A 14,212-nucleotide genomic window follows, 5' to 3' on the forward strand; every position below is an offset into this window, starting at 1 on the left:
ACTAAAACGTTTTAGTAAAAGATTATTGCTATTTTGATTATTACATTTGGTTGTGCCGTGTTAAGACAGTATATTTAGTTTTATGAAAACTGTTACATTAAAGCAAATTGCAGAGAAACTAGGCGTTTCAGTTACTACAGTTTCAAAAGCATTAAAGGATTATCCTGACATTAGTGAAAATACAAAGCAAATTGTCAAGAATATGGCAAAATCGATGAATTTTGTCCCTAATGCTTCTGCTGTTTATTTGCGTACACAAGAATCTAAAACTATAGGTGTCGTTATTCCTGCTTTAGTTCATCATTTTTTTTCGAAAGTAATTGATGGAATTCTCAATAAAGCAGAAAAAAGTGGCTATTTGGTTATTTTGATGCAATCTAATGAGAACTATGAATTAGAGAAGAAACAAATTGATTTACTTTTAAAAAAAGGGGTTGATGGAATTTTAATTTCACTTTCCAACAATACTAACAATTTTGATCATTTAAAGCGTGTACAAGAATACAATATTCCGCTTATTTTATTTGATAAAATAGCAAAAACTGTCAATTGTAGCAAAGTGGTTATTGATGACAGAAAAGCTGCATATGATGCTGTTACGCATTTAATTAATAAAGGTCATAGGCGAATTGCCCATTTTCGAGGCGATTTAAATCCACAAAATTCTATTGATCGTTTTTTAGGTTACAAAAAAGCCTTAGAAGATCACGGAATTAGTTACGACCCTTCGCTCGTATACATATGTAATAAAAATTCTGACTTTAAAGATGGTTATAAAACAGCGGCAAAATTGATAGAAGATCATCAAAATACCGTAGATGCTGTTTTTACAATTACAGACGCAGTTGCCATTGGAGCCATGAAATATTTTTCAGATCATTCTATTACTGTTCCTGACGAAATTGCTGTTTTTGGTTTTAGCAATTGGTTTATGTCCTCTGTTACCAATCCTCCTCTTTCAACAGTTAAACAACCAGGATATAAAATGGGAAAAAAGGCCACTCAGCTTTTACTAAATGAGATTGAAAACAAAAAAAGTGGAATCTCTTCCATTCCTCAAAAAATTATACTTCCTACGGAGTTAATTATAAGAGCTACTTGTTCTTAATAGTTAGTAATTGTGAATTTCAGTATTGAAAAGTAAAACAAATAACGTGTTTTAATTACGAGTCTTTATAGCTTTACATTTTAATAAAAAGTTTGAGAAACACATTTTACTTTGTAAAATATCAAAAAAAATCATCTTTTGAATTGATGATATAAAACTTAATTTAGTACTTTTGCTTTCATGATTTCTCAAAATAAGACATATAGAATACTACCCGAAGTGCGTTTTCGACGCCGACGCTGCTAATTCTACAAGCGAGCACAGTATTTTATTCATTAATGTTTTATTTATTTTTCTTGAATCATAATTTTTCTATATCATTTTACCAGAGTAGCGTTATTTTAATAAATAACAATATTCCTGTACGCCGCTTTTTTATCCGACGCCCGTAAGGGTGCACTTCTATTTTGGGAACTTAGGTGAGTCCGGTTCTTTCTCTTCAAGATACATCTAAATAATATTTTAATCATTTTTTAATTGAACACATGGAAATTGTCATTGCAAACAATTCACATAGCGTTTACGCTGAAACTATTTGTGAAACTATCCTACAAGCTGCTCAGATAAGAGGAACAGGAATCGCAAAGCGAAAGCCAGAATATATAATCTCAAAAATGGCACAAGGAAATGCTGTCATTGCTTTAGACGGTAAAACGTTTGTAGGTTTTTGTTATATCGAAGCTTGGAGTCATGGAAAATTTGTCGCAAACTCTGGACTCATTGTGCATCCTGACTATCGAGGAAAAGGCATTGCTAAACAAATAAAGAAAAAAATATTTGAACACTCTAGAGCAAAGTTTCCTAATGCAAAAGTATTCAGCATCACTACTGGATTAGCTGTTATGAAGCTCAACAGTGAGTTAGGTTACAAACCAGTTCCATTTTCAGAACTCACAGAAGATCAATCTTTTTGGAATGGTTGTCAAACGTGTAAAAACTTTGACGTTTTACAACGCACGCAACAAAAAATGTGCTTATGCACAGGCATGTTGTACGATCCGAACTCAAATGATCAAATACAAAAAACAAAAATTAAAGAGAAGGTTTTCAATAGATTAAAAAGTATTAAACAAACCTTATTTCTAAAAAAAGATAAAAAATGAATACTCCAAAAAAATTAGTGCTTGCATATAGTGGTGGATTAGACACATCCTATTGTGCAATCCATTTGGCCAAAGACAAACATTTTGAAGTACATGCCGTAAGTGTAAATACTGGCGGATTTTCAGAAGAAGAAATTAAAAAAATTGAAGAAAACGCATATAAAATAGGTGTTTCGACGTATAAAAATATTAATGCAGTTAGCACTTATTATAAAAAGGTAGTCAAATATTTAATTTTTGGAAATGTGTTAAAAAATAATACCTATCCACTATCGGTAAGTGCTGAACGTATTGTGCAAGCTATTGAAATTATAGAATATGCGAAAAGTGTGAATGCAACATACATTGCACACGGAAGTACAGGCGCAGGAAACGATCAAGTCCGTTTTGATATGATTTTTCAAACACTAGCTCCAGAAATTGAAATCATTACACCTATAAGAGATCAAAAATTAACACGTGAAAAAGAAATTCAGTATTTAAAAATGAATGGAATCGATTGGTCTTGGAAGAAAGCAAAATATTCTATCAACAAAGGACTTTGGGGAACAAGTGTTGGTGGAGACGAAACCTTGACTTCCCATAAAACATTACCTGAAGAAGCATATCCTTCACAACTTCAAAAACAAGAAGAGGAAAAGGTTCAACTTACCTTTCTAAAAGGGGAATTGGTTGCTGTGAATGGAAAACAAAACGTTCCAGAAATTAATATCGAAATCTTAAACAAATTAACCTCTAGTTTTGCCATAGGAAGAGACATTCATGTAGGCGATACCATCGTTGGGATTAAAGGACGAGTTGGGTTTGAAGCCGCTGCAGCTATTATCTGTATCAAAGCACATCATCTATTGGAAAAGCATGTATTAACCAAATGGCAACTGCAACACAAAGAGTATCTCGCTAGTTTTTATGGTATGCATTTACATGAAGGACAATACTTAGATCCTGTAATGCGTGATATTGAAAGTTATTTACAAAGCAGCCAAGAAACAGTTTCTGGAAATGTTTTCATCACATTAAAACCATATCATTTCACTTTAGACGGTATTGCGTCCAAACACGATTTAATGAATGCAAAATTTGGCAGTTATGGAGAAATGAACTCCAATTGGACCGCTGATGAAGCCAAAGGTTTTATAAAGATTGTGGGAAATCAAAACAAAATTTATCAACAAGTAAACTCAAACCTATGATACAAGTTGGAATTATTGGAGGAGCAGGATATACAGCAGGTGAATTGATTAGATTATTGATACATCATACAAAAGTAAAAATCAATTTTGTGTACAGTACTTCAAATGCGGGAAATAAAATTAGTGAAGTACATCAAGATTTAATTGGTACTATCGATATGTTATTTACCTCCACTATTAATACTGATGTAGATCTTGTTTTTTTATGTTTAGGGCATGGAAATTCGAAAGCATTTTTGACAGAAAATAAATTTTCAGCAAAAACTAAAATTATAGATTTAAGCTCTGATTTTAGATTAAAATCTAATAAAAACTTTCAAGAAAAAGACTTTGTTTATGGTCTGCCTGAATTACAAAAAGAAACAATTAAAGGAGCTAATTATATTGCAAATCCAGGCTGTTTCGCAACAGCTATTCAGCTAGCCTTATTACCATTAGCCAATGCTAATCTTATAAAAGAGGATGTTCATATTAATGCCGTAACAGGAGCTACCGGTGCAGGAACTTCATTGAGTAAAACCACTCATTTCACATGGAGAGACAACAATTTTTCCTATTACAAACCTTTTACACATCAGCATTTAGGAGAAATCAATCAGTCAGTTAAACAACTCCAAAGTGATTTTGATGGTGAGATTAATTTTATACCAAACAGAGGCAATTTCTCAAGAGGAATTTTTGCAACTCTCTATACAAAATATGAAGCTTCTTTAAACAAAGCTATATCACTCTACAAAGAATACTATAAAAAAGCAGCATTCACATTTGTATCTGAGTACGATTTGCATTTAAAACAAGTAATAAACACTAACAAATGCTTTATTCATTTACATAAACACAACAATAAATTATTAATAACAAGTTGCATCGATAATCTTTTAAAAGGAGCGTCCGGACAAGCTATTGAAAATATGAACCTAATGTTCGGGTTTGAAGAAACTGAAGGATTGCAATTAAAAGCCAACTTTTTTTAACTAAAATCTATATGAAAATCGCAATTATAGGAACAGGTAATTTAGGGAAGTCTATCGCTAAAGGGTTAATTACTACTAACGCAATAACTACTCTGTACTTAACAAAACGTAATTTAGAAGAACTTCAAGAATTTACAAGCTTCACTAACGTTTTTTTAACCTCGAATAACGAAGAAGCGGTCAAGAATTCCGACATTTTAATTTTTGCTGTACAGCCAAGACATTTTGAAACCATTTTGAACAGCATCAAACATGTGTTGACAGAAAAACATGTCTTAATATCCACAATTACGGGCTTTTCCATTTCAAAAATAGAATCGATAGTTGGTGATAATCAATTTGTTATAAGAGCCATGCCTAATACTGCTATCGCTGTAGGTAAATCGATGACCTGTTTATGCTCGAATGTAAACGGTAAAGAGCGAATTAAAATTGCGCAAGCAATCTTTAATAGGCTAGGAAACTCTATTGTGATTCCAGAAACGCAAATGCAAGCGGCTACTGTAGTTTGCGCAAGCGGAATTGCTTTTTGGATGCGATTAATAAGGGCCACAACACAAGCAGCAATTCAATTAGGTTTTGATGCAAAAGAAGCGCAAGAATTAGCAATGTTTACTAGTGAAGGTGCCGCAAACTTATTAATCACAACAGGAAATCATCCTGAAGAAGAAATAGATAAAGTGACGACTCCAAAAGGATGTACTATAGAAGGATTGAATGAAATGGAACATAAAGGATTAAGCTCCTCATTAATTCAAGGAATGGTTGCATCATTCAATAAAATTAACACCATTAAAGAAGAACAGATATGAGTTTATTTGATGTATATCCACTTTTTGATGTAACGCCAATTAAGGCAAAAGATGTTTTTGTGTATGATGATAATAATATAAAGTATCTTGATTTATACGGAGGTCATGCTGTCATTTCAATTGGGCATTCACATCCTGAATATGTAAAAAACATCAGTCATCAAGTGGCTAAACTTGGTTTTTATAGCAATTCCATTCAAAATCCTCTACAACACGAATTATCTACTAAACTTTGTAAAATTTCTGGATGTGAACACTACCACTTATTTCTCTGTAATTCAGGTGCAGAAGCTAATGAAAACGCCTTAAAACTAGCTTCTTTCCATACAGGAAAGAGCAAAGTAGTTGCATTTAAAAATGGATTTCACGGGCGAACTTCAGCTGCAGTAGTAGCCACCGACAATCCCAAAATAATTGCTCCTATTAATGCTCAACAAGAAGTAGAGTTAATTGAATTAGGAGATTTAATAACCCTTGAAAAGGCATTATCTAAAAATGATGTGTGCGCTGTAATTGTAGAAATAATTCAAGGGATTGGTGGTTTAGATGAAGCGTCTACAACATTTTATCAAGGATTAGAACAATTGACAAAAAAATATAAGACTCTTTTAATAGCAGATGAGATTCAATGTGGTTACGGACGAACGGGCGATTTTTTTGCTTTTCAGAAACACAACATAACTCCAGATATTATTTCTATAGCAAAAGGTATGGGGAATGGGTTTCCTGTCGGAGGAATTCTAATTCATCCAGCTATCAAAGCTACTCACGGTTTGTTAGGCACCACCTTTGGAGGCAATCATTTGGCATGTTCTGCTTCTTTGGCTGTATTAAAAGTATTAGAAGAAGAGAAATTGCTCGACCACACAAAACATATGTCAAATTATTTCAAAGAAAAAGCAAAAGAGATCCCGCAAATTAAAAAAGTAAAAGGAAGAGGATTGATGCTTGGGTTAGAATTCGATTTTCCAATTGCTACATTGAGAACGCAATTAATTCATGATCAGAAGGTATTTACAGGAAGTTCTAAAAATCCAAATTTATTGAGAATACTTCCTCCATTAACCATTCAACAACAGCATATGGATCAATTTTTTAAAGCACTAAAAGCAGTAGTATGAAAAAATACATTAGTATATACGACATAGAGAACGTTACTGAAACAATACAAGAAGCTTTAATACTTAAGAAAAATCCGTATAACTATTCGGACATAGGAAAAAATAAAACTTTAGTAATGCTCTTTTTTAATGCGAGTTTGCGCACCAGATTGAGTACTGAAAAAGCGGCTAAAAATTTAGGTATGCAAGTAACAACGTTAAACGTTACAGATGCTTGGAACTTAGAGTTTGAAAATGGCATTACAATGAATTTGAATGCTGCAGAGCATATTAAAGAAGCAGCACTCGTTATTTCACAATATGCAGATATAATCGCTGTAAGAGCGTTTCCGAGTTTAATTGATAAAGAAAAAGATGAATCAGAATATGTCATACAAAGCTTTGTTAAATATGCCACTGTTCCAGTAATCAACATGGAAAGTGCTACAAAACATCCGCTACAGGCATTAGCAGATGCTATAACCATTGAAGAATTAAAAACCATAGAAAAACCAAAGGTGGTTTTATCGTGGGCACCACACCCAAAAGCGTTGCCACAAGCAGTAGCTAATTCGTTTGTAAAAATGATGCAAAAACTCAATGTTGATTTTAGCATAACACATCCTAAAGGTTATGAACTCAACTCCGAAATCACTAAAAACATACCTATTTGTTACAATCAAAAAGAAGCTTTAAAAAATGCTGATTTTGTATATGTGAAAAACTGGAGTAGTTATGAATCCTATGGAAAAGTGTTACATCAGGACTCCAATTGGATGATAACAAAGGAGAAATTGAATACTGCAAAATTTATGCATTGTTTACCCGTAAGAAGAAATGTTGTGGTGGAAGATGCGGTATTAGATGGAGAGCACTCTGTAGTAATTCAACAGGCACATAACAGGGTGTTTTCTGCGCAAATAATATTAAAAAAAGTCTTAGAAAATCTATAATCATGGAAACATTGAAAATTGTAAAAATTGGCGGAAACATTATAAATGATGAAAATGATTTAGCCAATTTCTTGGATGATTTTGCAAAATTAGCTTCTCCAAAAATTTTGGTGCATGGAGGCGGAAAATCAGCTACCAAATTGGCACAACAAATGAATATTGAGGTACAAATAAAAGATGGTAGACGTATTACAAACGCAGACACTTTAGACATTATAACTATGGTTTATGCAGGGAAAATCAATAAAACAATCGTTGCAACGCTGCAAGCAAAAAACACCAATGCTATTGGTCTCTCTGGTGCTGACGGCAATAGTATAGTTTCAAAGAAACGTGCAGTAACAACTATTGATTACGGATTTGTAGGGGACATTCAAAAAGTCAACATTCACACATTAAAACTACTTCTTAATCAAAACATTACTCCTGTATTTTGTGCAATTACGCACGACAAAAATGGACAATTGTTAAATACAAATGCAGATACTGTTGCTTCTGAATTAGCCATTGCTTTTACAAACGAATACACTACAGAGTTATATTATTGCTTTGAAAAAAATGGGGTATTAGAAAATGTCAATGACAGCGATTCTGTTATTGAAAAAATTGATTCGAAAAACTATCAAAACTTATTAAAAAGTAACATCATTACAGATGGAATGCTGCCAAAGCTCGCTAATTGTTTTCATGCAGTTACGCATCAAGTACAAAAAATTCACATTGGAAAATATGCAATGTTGCTGGATAAAAATTTAAAACATACAACCATTCAAAAATGAACCATACCAAATTAACAAACGAAGCAATTACGTTACTGAAGCAACTTATTGAAACCCCTTCATTTTCCTCTGAAGAAGAAGGTACTGCAATACATATAGAAAATTGGTTTTTGCAACACAACATTCCTTTTAAAAGAACAAATAATAACATTTGGGCAACCAATTTACATTTTGAAGAAAGCAAACCTACATTGCTCTTAAATTCACATCATGATACGGTACAACCTAATAATGGATATACTAAAAATCCATTTAAAGCCATTATAGAAAACGGAAAACTATACGGCTTAGGAAGTAATGATGCTGGTGGTTGTTTGGTTTCACTCATCGCAACCTTCACTTACTTTTACCATCAACCAAACTTAAAGTACAATCTTGTCATTGTTGCTTCCGCAGAAGAAGAAAGTAGTGGTGAAAATGGATTGAATAGTATGTTATCTATCATTCCTAAAATTGATGTTGCCATTGTTGGAGAGCCTACATTAATGCAACTAGCCATTGCCGAAAAAGGATTGTTGGTTTTTGATGCTATCGTTACAGGAACACCAAGTCACGCTGCACATCTCAACACAGACAATGCCATTTATAACACCATAAAGGTTTTGCAATGGTTTCAAGAATACACTTTTAAAAAAACATCTGCTATATTAGGAGACGTAAAAATGACTGTTACACAAATCAATGCAGGGAAACAACATAATGCCGTTCCAGCAAATGTACATTTAGTAGTTGATGTTCGTGTTAATGATGCATATACCAACAAAGAAATTGTTTCCATCTTACAAAAAGAATCGCCTTGCACATCTATCATTCCAAGAAGCTTACGACTAAACTCTTCCTCTATTCCTAAAGAGCATCCATTGGTACAAGCGGGTATTGCTTTGGGTAGAAAAACTTATGGATCTCCCACACTATCTGACCAAGCTGTATTGTCCTGTCCTTCTGTAAAATTAGGACCTGGAGATAGCTCTCGTTCACATACTGCAGATGAGTTTATATATATAGAAGAAATAGAAGAAGGAATTAAAATTTACATCGAGTTATTAAAGAAACTAGTATACTAAAATAGAAAACATATGAAACTTTGGGATAAAGGAATTAACATAGATAAAAAAATTGAAGCATTTACTGTTGGAAACGACAGGGAAATAGATATGTATATTGCTAAATACGACATATGGGCTTCGTTAGCACATGCAAAAATGTTGCATAAAATTAATAGCATTACTACTGAAGAATTGGAGCAGCTTACTGAAGGATTGGAAACCTTACTAATGCAACTACACAACGATACTTTTGTAATAGCATCACAGTTTGAAGATGTACATTCAAAAATTGAATATGAGCTTACAAAAGCGTATGGTACTGTGGGAAAAAAGATTCATACCGCACGTTCTCGAAACGATCAAGTGTTGGTCGCTTTACAATTATTTTATAAAGACAATTTAAACTTCATCACAGAGCAAACACAAGTTTTGTTTGAGACGCTTTTACAATTGGCAGAAACACATAAAGAAGTTTTATTACCTGGGTATACACATTTACAAGTTGCTATGCCCTCTTCTTTCGGGTTATGGTTTTCTGCCTACGCAGAACTTTTAATTGATGATGTGTATCTCTTACAAGCAGCTTTAAAAACAGTAGATCAAAACCCTTTAGGTTCGGCAGCAGGTTACGGAAGTTCTTTTCCTATTGACAGAGCTTTTACAACAAATGAATTAGGTTTTAAAACTTTAAAATACAATGTAGTTGCTGCACAATTAAGCAGAGGAAAAAGCGAACGAACAGTTGCTATGGCATTGGGAAGTTTATGCAATACGTTAGCACGATTTGCGATGGATATTTGTTTATATATGAGTCAAAACTTTGGTTTTATTTCGTTTCCAGATGCTTTCACGACAGGAAGTAGCATTATGCCTCATAAAAAAAACCCCGATGTTTTTGAACTCATTCGAGGAAAATGCAATAAAATTCAGGCGCTATATTCAGAAATGTTACTCATTACAAACAATTTACCAAGCGGCTACCACAGAGATTTTCAACTTTTAAAAGAACACATGATTGCTGCTTTTTTAGATGTAAAAAACATATTAGAAATCTTCAATCATTCTATCAAACAAATTCAAGTAAAAAAGGTTGATTTGAGTGATGAAAAGTACAAATATCTTTCTACTGTAGACAGTATTAATAATTTAGTAATGAATGGTGTTTCGTTTAGGGAAGCTTACCAAACCATTGGCAAGCAAGTACAAGAAGGTATTTACATACCTGAAATCTCCAAAAAACATACACATATTGGCAGTATTCATAATTTATGTTTGGATCAAATTCGTGCTAAGTTTCCGAATTAGTATAAATATCTTGACATTGATTTCATTATACGAAACATAGAAAATAAAAAAGGAAAAAATAACACTATGGTACAAACATTTCGGAAGAGTGAAAGATTGTGTGATGAGTAGGAAACTGAATTGTAAGTAGCCGATAGTTACTTATTAAAAATCATGATCGAAATTTCTTCCGATCATGACTTTATTTATTCTATTAAAAAGTGGTGTTTGTACACGTTCTTTCATCAGAATAATTACATGTGTGAACTACTGTGGCTGGGCAACATTTACTATCTACATGAGAAGGATTGCATGTCCAATGATGTCCTGTAATTCCACCACTAATTCCTGTAATTTCAAAATTTGAAATAGATTTCTTGTTAAGCTTTAATGATTTGAAATTTTGTTTTTTCATAATAATAAATTTTGAATTAATAATAACTCAAAGAAAACATCTCAAAGCCTATAAACAAAGGGATGCACTTGACCTTTTATAAAACATCAATTGTGTCTTTTCATATAATTTAATAAGTAAATTTCTCCTTTTTATAAGCTTAAAAAACATTAATTAATATATTTAGATTCTCTTTCTTTTTCAATAAAAAGTAACTTCTCGTTATATTTGGGTAATTTCAATAAACCTAATATATGTTTAGCACTCAACAATCCCCTTATATTCATAAAATAACTTTATTATTTATACTTATTTCCAATCTTTCAATACTATATGCACAGTCAGATTCTTTAGCACTTAAATCATATGAAGAGCTGGATTCTTTGTATTTGACCTATAGATATAATAATCCTAAAAAAGCCAATATATATGCCATTGCGGCCAACAAAATGGCTTTAAAAAAAGGAAATAAATCTCAAATTGCTTGGTCTCAATACTATATAGCTCAATCCTTTACAAATATGGCTAAATATGATCTAGCATTAGAGCACATTGATGAATCCATTACCACAGCTACTGAATTACAAGACAATTCTTTGCTCTTTAACAATCACAATCTCAGAGGAAATATCCTTTCCGAAAAAGAGAATGAACTTGAAGCTATTGATGAGTATTCAATAGCAAAAAAACACTCCTTAAAATCAGGAGATCCTATGCATCTAATTATTGTATCTTCTAACATTGCCTATCTGAAAAAAATACATAAAAACCTTAAAGAGGCAGTTACTATTTACAAAGAGACTCTTGCGCTATTAGAAAAAATTGATAGTTCCGAGAAAGAGTTTAATGAGATTGTTCTTTTAATGAACCTTGCAGACACATACCTAAGAATGAAAAATACAAAGGAGGCTGAGTATTTTAATAATTTGGCACTAAATAAATGTTCCGAAGCTAAATATCCACATGCTTACTTTCCTTTGTTGATGAATGATGCCATTATTGATTTTCAGAAAGGAAACTATAACAAAACTATTATATCTTCTGAAAGAGTTAGATCGTACTTTTTGAGTGTTTCAAATGAAGATCAGTTAGTTACTCCATATTTCTATTTAGGAAAAAGCTATTATAAACAAGAAAAGTATGAGGAAGCTATTTTAGCCCTTAAAAAAGTAAATACTATTGTAAATAAAAAGAAAATCAATTTTCCCGATTTAGAAGAAGCCAAAGAACTATTATTATTAAGTTATAATGCTACGGGAAAAACGAATGAGGTCTCGGAAACTTTTACCGAATATTCTGAGTTAAATAAAAAGAATGATAGTATGGATATGGAAGTAATTAGTACTATATACGAGAAGCACGATAAAGCCGATTTAGAAAACAAAATAACTATTTTAGATCTTTATGGACAAGAGCAAAAAAGTCGTGCTACTTTATGGTATACTGTCTCAGCCATTTTAGTTGTATCTCTTTTTTTATTTTTCTTTTTATATAGAAAAAAACAACACCAAGCTAAGAAACATTTTCAAGATCTTTTACAAACTATAGAAACTTTAGAGCAATCTCAAATCGAATCTGAACCTACTAAAACTATTGCTTCGGTTATAACAGATGAAAGTGTATTGGAAATTTTAGAAGGTTTAGAGACTTTCGAGAAAAAGGAATATTATTTACGGCAGGATTGTACCCTAAGTTTTGTTGCCAAAAAATTAAAAACTAATACATCCTATTTATCGAATGTAATTAATACGTATAAAGGAAAACCTTTTAAATCTTATTTAACCGAATTACGAATCAACGCTGCATTGATTCGTTTAAAAAATGACAAAAAACTAAGAGCTTATACCATCAAGGCAATTGCAGAAGAGTTTGGTTTTAAGCGTCAGGAGACTTTTTCTAAAGCTTTTAAAGCTCAAACAAAAATGCTTCCTTCATATTACATTAAATCACTATCTACCAACAAGTTAAAAAATTGATGTTTTATAAAACATCAATTAAAAATTTAGCAGATTTTAAAAAAAATTTACACCTTGTCATCTGTAACATAAAATCATTAACATTATGAAAAATTTAAAACTGAAAAAAATGAAAATTGCTAAAATCAATAATTTACGTATGATTTTAGGAGGTGCTGAACAAACTATCATTTCAGGTTGTCTGCCAGACACTCATACCTGCCCGCCTAAGAAAACTCAAGACCCTTATGATACTAGCTGTCAAACAACAAATGGAGGCACGCTTAGAACTCAAGGAGGCTATGCACAAACTGATGAGTGTGGCGGTTAAATATTTTATCCCTAAAACTGAAGAAGTAAGTTATTTCAAAGAAACTACTATTTACCATAAAAGTTTTTGTAGGAACACTCTCATTTATTTTTTGACTAGAAATCATCTTAAATTTATTTGTATTTTACAGAAAATTAAATTTTAAAATATTATGAAAAAAAAGAATTTTAAAACCCTTAATTTGAACAAAAAAACTGTTTCATCTATAAAACTTAATAAAATTAAAGGAGGTACAAATGGAGGAACAAGAACACTAGGAAACGGAACAGGAGGTTATGTAGAAACTGATGAGTGTGGCGGTTAATTTATTACACACAAGTTTTCAGATTATGCATTAAATGTTAACCTTTAAAAGTTACCTAAAAACATATACTAAAATCCGTTTGAATATAATAATAAAGCCTGTAGTTTAAAAGATTACAGGCTTTTACAATTTTGTGACCTCGGCAGGATTATATTTCCTTAAAGCTCCGCTTTGAAAATGAAAAACGCGCTAAAATTAAAAAGCAAGCTATTTATTTTAGCTTGCTTTTCATTTATTCGTGACCTCGGCAGGATTCAAACCTGCGACCGCTGGAGCCGAAATCCAGTGCTCTATTCAGCTGAGCTACGAGGCCATTGATATACTTATATAAAAAATAAATCTTTTAATTTGATAATTTAGCTTTGACAATCGTAGATATGGTTTTTCCATCCGCTTGTCCAGCCAACTCTTTGGATACAATGCCCATTACTCTTCCCATATCTTTCATTCCTGATGCTCCAATCTCATCAATGGTCATTACGACTACTTTTTCTATTTCTTCTTCAGATAGTTGCTCAGGTAAAAACTGTTCAATAATTGCTGCTTGAGCCAATTCTGGTTCTACTAAATCTTCACGACCTTGCTCGCTAAATATTACAGCACTATCTTTTCGCTGTTTTACTAACTTTTGAAGCAGTTTAATTTCTTCTTCTTCTGATAATTCATCTTTAGCTCCATCTTGAGTCTTTGCAAGCAATATTTCAGATTTTACCGCTCTTAGTGCAGCTAAAGCAGTTTGATCTTTTGTTTTCATTGCAACTTTCATCGCCGTCATTATATCTTGTTGTAATGCCATGATTTTATATTTTTTTGAATAGCGAAGATAAAAAATTAAACCCGAAAATAGAACAGCAATTTCCGGGTCTAAAAAACATA

15 protein-coding genes and 1 tRNA gene are annotated in these 14,212 nt (G+C 32.2%); 13 read left to right on the plus strand and 3 right to left on the minus strand.

Annotated elements, in window-relative coordinates; all coding sequences use genetic code 11:
- The first annotated feature begins 82 nt into the window (after positions 1 to 82).
- From AA088_RS04250 to argH, 10 genes are all read left to right on the plus strand, one after another.
- Positions 83 to 1,108 carry a LacI family DNA-binding transcriptional regulator gene (locus tag AA088_RS04250; RefSeq protein WP_046743712.1) on the plus strand — a complete coding sequence of 342 codons (1,026 nt, stop codon included), beginning with the start codon at positions 83 to 85 and terminating at the stop codon, positions 1,106 to 1,108.
- Between the two features lie 485 nt (positions 1,109 to 1,593).
- The gene (locus AA088_RS04255; RefSeq protein WP_046743713.1) at positions 1,594 to 2,211 is read left to right on the plus strand and encodes a GNAT family N-acetyltransferase; all 618 of its coding nucleotides are present in this window, start codon (positions 1,594 to 1,596) and stop codon (positions 2,209 to 2,211) included.
- The gene (locus AA088_RS04260; protein WP_046743714.1) at positions 2,208 to 3,404 is read left to right on the plus strand and encodes an argininosuccinate synthase domain-containing protein; all 1,197 of its coding nucleotides are present in this window, start codon (positions 2,208 to 2,210) and stop codon (positions 3,402 to 3,404) included. Before AA088_RS04255 ends, AA088_RS04260 begins: the two co-directional genes overlap by 4 nt.
- Positions 3,401 to 4,378 carry an N-acetyl-gamma-glutamyl-phosphate reductase gene (gene argC / locus AA088_RS04265; RefSeq protein ID WP_046743715.1) on the plus strand — a complete coding sequence of 326 codons (978 nt, stop codon included), beginning with the start codon at positions 3,401 to 3,403 and terminating at the stop codon, positions 4,376 to 4,378. The genes AA088_RS04260 and argC overlap by 4 nt, the downstream gene beginning before the upstream one ends.
- A gap of 11 nt (positions 4,379 to 4,389) precedes the next feature.
- Complete coding sequence (gene proC / locus AA088_RS04270) at positions 4,390 to 5,190, plus strand: pyrroline-5-carboxylate reductase (protein WP_046743716.1); 801 nt, start codon at positions 4,390 to 4,392, stop codon at positions 5,188 to 5,190.
- Positions 5,187 to 6,311 (plus strand): aspartate aminotransferase family protein, encoded by a 1,125-nt coding sequence (locus AA088_RS04275; RefSeq protein WP_046743717.1) that lies wholly within the window; start codon positions 5,187 to 5,189, stop codon positions 6,309 to 6,311. Before proC ends, AA088_RS04275 begins: the two co-directional genes overlap by 4 nt.
- Positions 6,308 to 7,243: a Rossmann-fold NAD(P)-binding domain-containing protein gene (locus AA088_RS04280; protein ID WP_046743718.1), complete on the plus strand. Its 936-nt coding sequence runs from the start codon at positions 6,308 to 6,310 to the stop codon at positions 7,241 to 7,243. Before AA088_RS04275 ends, AA088_RS04280 begins: the two co-directional genes overlap by 4 nt.
- Positions 7,244 to 7,245: 2 nt before the next feature.
- Entirely contained in the window at positions 7,246 to 8,022 is a 777-nt protein-coding gene (gene argB, locus AA088_RS04285; RefSeq protein WP_174442398.1) for an acetylglutamate kinase, read from the plus strand.
- Positions 8,019 to 9,086 (plus strand): M20 family metallo-hydrolase, encoded by a 1,068-nt coding sequence (locus AA088_RS04290; protein ID WP_046743720.1) that lies wholly within the window; start codon positions 8,019 to 8,021, stop codon positions 9,084 to 9,086. Before argB ends, AA088_RS04290 begins: the two co-directional genes overlap by 4 nt.
- Positions 9,087 to 9,098: 12 nt before the next feature.
- Positions 9,099 to 10,373, plus strand: a complete 1,275-nt coding sequence (gene argH, locus AA088_RS04295; RefSeq protein WP_046743721.1) for an argininosuccinate lyase — start codon at positions 9,099 to 9,101, stop codon at positions 10,371 to 10,373.
- 193 nt (positions 10,374 to 10,566) lie between these two features.
- Here the strand turns inward: argH and AA088_RS04300 are convergent, their stop codons facing one another.
- Positions 10,567 to 10,767, minus strand: a complete 201-nt coding sequence (locus AA088_RS04300) for a hypothetical protein (protein WP_046743722.1) — start codon at positions 10,765 to 10,767, stop codon at positions 10,567 to 10,569.
- 233 nt (positions 10,768 to 11,000) lie between these two features.
- Between AA088_RS04300 and AA088_RS04305 the strand changes: the two genes are divergently transcribed.
- The 3 genes from AA088_RS04305 to AA088_RS18175 all read left to right on the plus strand — a co-directional run bounded on the left by AA088_RS04305 (position 11,001) and on the right by AA088_RS18175 (position 13,336).
- Complete coding sequence (locus tag AA088_RS04305; RefSeq protein ID WP_082106558.1) at positions 11,001 to 12,722, plus strand: AraC family transcriptional regulator; 1,722 nt, start codon at positions 11,001 to 11,003, stop codon at positions 12,720 to 12,722.
- Positions 12,723 to 12,831: 109 nt separating this feature from the next.
- Positions 12,832 to 13,032, plus strand: coding sequence for a hypothetical protein (locus AA088_RS04310; RefSeq protein WP_156168400.1), 201 nt, complete (start codon positions 12,832 to 12,834; stop codon positions 13,030 to 13,032).
- Between the two features lie 151 nt (positions 13,033 to 13,183).
- On the plus strand, positions 13,184 to 13,336 hold the full coding sequence (locus AA088_RS18175; RefSeq protein ID WP_156168402.1) for a hypothetical protein: 153 nt from the start codon (positions 13,184 to 13,186) through the stop codon (positions 13,334 to 13,336).
- A 239-nt stretch (positions 13,337 to 13,575) separates the two neighbouring features.
- Here AA088_RS18175 and AA088_RS04315 read toward each other — a convergent pair.
- Positions 13,576 to 13,649: transfer RNA gene (locus AA088_RS04315), tRNA-Arg, on the minus strand.
- Between the two features lie 30 nt (positions 13,650 to 13,679).
- A complete protein-coding gene (locus tag AA088_RS04320) occupies positions 13,680 to 14,132 on the minus strand; it encodes a GatB/YqeY domain-containing protein (RefSeq protein WP_046743725.1) in 453 nt (150 codons plus the stop codon).
- Between the last annotated feature and the right edge of the window lie 80 nt (positions 14,133 to 14,212).

Source organism: Kordia zhangzhouensis (genome assembly GCF_001005305.1).
In the GTDB taxonomy this organism is placed as follows: domain Bacteria; phylum Bacteroidota; class Bacteroidia; order Flavobacteriales; family Flavobacteriaceae; genus Kordia; species Kordia zhangzhouensis.